The 1,784-nt window shown below is 75.3% G+C and carries 1 protein-coding gene; it reads left to right on the top strand.

The window, feature by feature from the left end; translation table 11 throughout:
- Nucleotides 1-99: 99 nt before the first annotated feature.
- The coding region (locus G7A99_RS19050; RefSeq protein WP_163143153.1) for an HAD-IC family P-type ATPase at nucleotides 100-1,784 on the top strand (1,685 nt) is incomplete at its 3' end.

Raw genomic sequence — 1,784 nt, 5'->3', positions numbered from 1 at the left:
CCGTGGTCCGGACCCTCGATAACCGTGACGTCCGGTGTTCAGCATAGCAGCGGGACCCGGTCCGCAGGGGATGCCGCTGGTGTCGAAACGGGGGAAAGCATGTGCTGGAGTGCGGTCCACTGCCGCGCCTTCGAGATCCGTGAGCCGGTGCCGGCCGCCGCGCGGACCGCCGTCGAGGCGGCGGTCGCCCGTCTTGGCGGTGTCAGCGGTGTCTGGCTGAGGCCCGGGCAGCGAAGGCTGGTCGTGCGCGGCGAGGTCAGCGAGACGGACCTCGTTACCGTGCTGGCCACGCTCGGCTACACGGTGGCCGCCGCCGGTCCCTCCCGCGAGGCGGACCCGCGGACCGGACGCTCGGCCCTGGCCGCGGCGTTTGCCGGGGCCGTGCTCCTCATCATCGACACCTATGCGCAGGCACTGGGGGCGGGGCCCGCGTGGCGCGCGGGCGGTGTGGCGGTGGTCGTGCTGGTGATGGTCCGGATCCTGCCCGCGGCGCTGGCCCGCGGGACGCCCCGGGAGCGGCCGCGGTGCGTCCCCGCAGTCGGGCTGGTATGCGGCGGTGTGGCTGCGGGTATCGGACATGCGCTGCTCGTGCTTGCCGCCCCTGCACTGCTCGTGCCGGAGGGGCAGGGCGGGTACCTGGCGTTCCCGCTGTTCGCCCTCGCGGTCTACCAGGCCGGGGTCGCGTTGATGGGCCGGGGCGCGGGGCCGGTCGCCCGCCCGGCGGACAGCCTGAGGGCGCTGCTGCCGGCCACGGCCGCCGAGCATACCGCCCGCGGCTGGCGGCGGGTGCCGTCGTCGCGGCTCACCGAGGGGGCGCGGGTCCATGTCGACGACGGCGAACGTGTGCCCGCCGACGGCCGCATCGAGACGGGACGGGCGAGTCTGGACGAGTCCGCGTTTACCGGAACGGAAGGCGTGGTCAGCCGCGAGCCCGGTGACCGGGTCCTCGCGGGCACCCTGTGCCGGGACGGCGGCTTCACCATGGTGGTGACGCGGCCACCCGGCGAGGGGGAGCTTGCCGGTATGATTGCGGGGGTTCACCGTCCCGGTGGCCCGAGCCGCCGTCCCTGCCACGGCCTGGACCGTCTCCTCGGCTGGCTGCTCACCGGTGCCCTGACGGCGGCGGTGCTGTCACTGGCCGGCTGGTGGCTGCTCGACGGGACCCCCGGGCAGGCCCTGCTGTCGGCGTGCGTGCTGCTGGTGCTCGCGGCGTCGCCCGCGGTGCCCCTGGCCGTGCCCCTCGCCCTGAATGCCGGGCTCATACGCCTGGTGGAGTTCGGCGTGATCGCCCGCCAGCCGGACGTCCTGGACGCCCTCGCGGGACTTTCGGTGATCGCCCTGGACAAGACCGGCACGCTCACGGCCGCGGCCGCCGAGGTGGTCGCCGTCGAGCCCGTCGACGGGGTCGCCATCCGCGACATCTTCCGCTGGGCGGCGGCGGTGGAGGCCGGTGAACGTCCCGGGCCGGTGAGCCGGGCCGCAGAGGAGCGCAGCATCCGGGCCGGGGTGGCCGAGGACGTCGAGCGCCTGCCCGGCGGTGCGCTGCGTGGCCGCATCGACGGCCGCGACGTGGTCGTCGGGACACACCGGGCGCTGGCCGCGGCGCGAATAGACAACCCGCTCAGCAAACGCGGTCTGGAGCTCCTGGACGAGGGCAGCACGCCGCTGTTCGTCGCCGCCGACGGGGTCCTGGCCGGTGCGCTGGCGCTGGCGGCACCGCTGCGTCCCGAGGCCCGGGACTCGGTGACCCGGCTGCGCCGGCTGGGCCTGCGGGTGGTGATGCT

This window comes from Arhodomonas sp. KWT (assembly GCF_010993615.1).
The sequence above is the reverse complement of the archived record's forward strand: the minus strand, read 5'-3'. Positions and strand labels throughout refer to the sequence as shown.